Below are 2,777 nucleotides of genomic sequence, written 5' to 3'. Positions count from 1 at the left end.
GGGGTCGGAGAGCAGGTGCCAGGTGATGATGAGGATGGAGCGGCCGACCGCGACGATGGCCTTCTTCTCGCGGCGGCGGGTGAGAATGACAAGTTGTTTTGGCCCCACTGTGATGGGCTGTTTTGGCCCCACCCTCGGTGTTGACTTTGGGGGGTTGGCGCGGGTGGTCGGGCCGGTGACCGTCGCGCCGGGTGGGGGTCAGTTCTTGAGGCCTCCTTTCTTGGCTGCGCGGGTTGAGCGGAGCCGGTAGGAGCTGGTGCCCGTGCTGATGATGTGGGCGTTGAAGGTGAGCCGATCGACGACGGCGGCGGCCAGGCGGGGGTCGGTGAACGTGGTACCCCATTCGCTGAAGGGGGCGTTGGAGGCGCACGCGATGGAGGCTCGCTCTTCACGGGCGGTGATGACCTGGAAGAGCAGCTCGGCGCCGTGGGCGTCGAGGCTGACGTAGCCGACCTCGTCGAGGATGAGCAGGTCGAGAGCGGCGTAGCGGGCCAGGACCCGGGTGAGGCGTTTGTCGTCGGCGGCCTCGGCGAGCTCGTTGGCCAGGGCTGCGGTGGTGACGTAGCGGACCCGGCGGCCTTGTTCGGCGGCGACGGTGCCCAAGGCGATGAGCAGGTGGGTCTTGCCGGTGCCGGAGTCGCCGAGCAGGACCAGCGGTTCGCCGGCGTCGATCCACGCGCCGGTGGCCAGGTGCGCCAGGGTGGCCTCGGGCAGGTCGGGCAGCAGGTGGGCGTGGAAGTCCTCGAGGCGTTTGGGTCGTGGGAAGCGGGCCTCTTTGACCCGCCGGATCCGGCGCCGCTGTTCGCGGTCGTCGCACTCGGCGGTCAGGACCTCAGCGAGGTAGGCGGCATGGGTGAGCCGTTCACGGGCAGCGGCCTCGGCGATGCGGGCGTACTCCTCGCGGATGGTCGGCAGGCCCAGGGCCTTGGTCGCGGCGGTGACCGCGGCTGCGGCGGCCGGCTCGGACAGCTTGCTCACCGCCGGGCGAGCCGGCACCGGCGTCGTGGTGGTCGGTGAGGATGTCATGCCATGGCTCCTTCCAGGAGCTGGTCATACCCGTCCAGGCACGGCACTGGGCGGGCAGCGGATGCGTCGGTGACGTTGGCGGGCAAAGGAATCGGCGCGGCCGTTCGGGTCCCAGTGGTGTGCGCGCGGGCGGTGACGGCCAGGATGTCGGGGTTGTACCGCCCGGCGGCCACGGCCGCGTCCATGGCCGCGATGACCGCGGCGGCAGGCAGGGTGCGGTGCAGCAGCAGCGCCTCGATCAGGGCACGGGTACCGCCGGCGTCGCCGAGGGCACGACGGGCGGCATCCCAGTAGCCCTGGTGCGCGGGGGTGAACGTGCCCCGGGCCCTGGCCAAGGCCAGGGCGGTCGAGCCGGCCATCGCTCCGGGCTTGCGGTTCAAGACCTCCAGGTAGTGATCCAGGACCAGGTCCTCGGTGCCCTTGTGCAACGAGCGGACATGGTCCGCGATCGGGGTGCTGGCGTCGAAGACGCGGACGGCGTCGGCGCCCAGGCGCACCTGGACCCGGCGCCCGGCGTAGGCGGCCGGCACCGAGTAGTACGACTGACGCACACAGATCCGCGACTTCATATCGACCCGGCACGACAGCGGCGTGGAGGCGTCGAAGTCGCTCTCCGGCAAGGGGTTCAGCAGCGGCTGCTCCCGGACGAACGCGGCACCCACCCGCTCGGCCCGCCCAGCGATCCGACGCTGGTCGTCGCGGACGTCGGCGGCGGCCATCGCCTCGTTCAAGGCGGCCATCGATCCCACGTGCGGCACCGGCGTCAGCTGCGCGCGACGGAACCGGCCAATCTCGCCCTCGACGCCGCCCTTCTCGTGCGCACCCTCCTTCCCGGGGCGGCAGTAGAACGACTCGAACCCGTAATGTGACCGCAGCGCAACGAATTTCGGGTTCTCGAACCGTTCCCGACCCAGCAGCACCCTCAGCACCGCCGGCTTGAGGTTGTCGTAGCGGATCATCCCGGTCGGGACCCCGCCCAAGGCCGCGAACGCCTTGACGTGCCCGTCCAGGAACGACTCCTGAGCCTGGTTGGCGTAGGCGATGTGGACAGCCTTACCCGAATGCGACAGGCGCATCACGAACATCCACAACCGCAGCATCACCCCGCCCACCGAGACGTGGAACTGACCGAAGTCGACCTCGGCCTCCGCCGCAGCCGGATGCGTTTGCGGGACCATCACCTCCCGCCGGGCCAACCCGACCTCGGTCTTGATCCGGGCCACGTGCGGGCGCACCGTGGACTCCGACAGCGACGCACCATGCTCCTCGACCAGCCGATGCCACACCCGTCGAGCGGTGTGCCGCTGCTTCTTCGGCGCGTCCAGGTCCGCGACCAGCCAGGCCCGCACGATCTCCTCGTACGGTCCAAAGGCCTGCGCCTCACGCACCACCGGCTTACGCGGCGGCGGGACCGCGTCCGCGATCGCCGCACGCACCGTGCGCCGATGCACTCCATGATCCCGGGCGATCTTCCTGATCGGGACACCCTCACGAGCGTCCCGTCGGATACGTTCAAACAGCTCCACTCTCGATCTCTCCTTCACCCTCCAGGCCTCCAGCTCGTCTTTGGTCGGACAAGCCGGAACCTAGAGGAAGGCGGGTCGAGGGTGGGGCCAAATCAAGCCATCACAACGGCCCTAACCGGGGCCAAATGAGACTGTCACACTCAGGCGGGCGATGCGGCGGTAGCGTTCCCCAAGGAAAGTGTCGGTCTTGCCGGCCACCACAGCGGCCTCTCCGAGGACCCGTGC

Annotated in this window: 2 protein-coding genes; both read right to left on the bottom strand. The window is 69.7% G+C overall.

What is annotated here, in order from left to right; genetic code table 11:
• Window positions 1-198: 198 nt before the first annotated feature.
• A complete protein-coding gene (gene istB, locus ABD225_RS17245; RefSeq protein ID WP_344088486.1) occupies window positions 199-1,026 on the bottom strand; it encodes an IS21-like element helper ATPase IstB in 828 nt (275 codons plus the stop codon).
• On the bottom strand, window positions 1,023-2,570 hold the full coding sequence (gene istA / locus ABD225_RS17240) for an IS21 family transposase (protein ID WP_425564490.1): 1,548 nt from the start codon (window positions 2,568-2,570) through the stop codon (window positions 1,023-1,025). Before istA ends, istB begins: the two co-directional genes overlap by 4 nt.
• Window positions 2,571-2,777: the final 207 nt, after the last annotated feature.

Source organism: Nostocoides veronense (assembly GCF_039531185.1).
In the GTDB taxonomy this organism is placed as follows: domain Bacteria; phylum Actinomycetota; class Actinomycetes; order Actinomycetales; family Dermatophilaceae; genus Nostocoides_A; species Nostocoides_A veronense.
The sequence above is the reverse complement of the archived record's forward strand: the minus strand, read 5'-3'. Positions and strand labels throughout refer to the sequence as shown.

Excerpts from the sequence above, each read along its gene's own strand:
- istB (WP_344088486.1), bottom strand. The coding sequence starts at position 1,026 with ATGACATCCTCACCGACCACCACGACGCCGGTGCCGGCTCGCCCGGCG.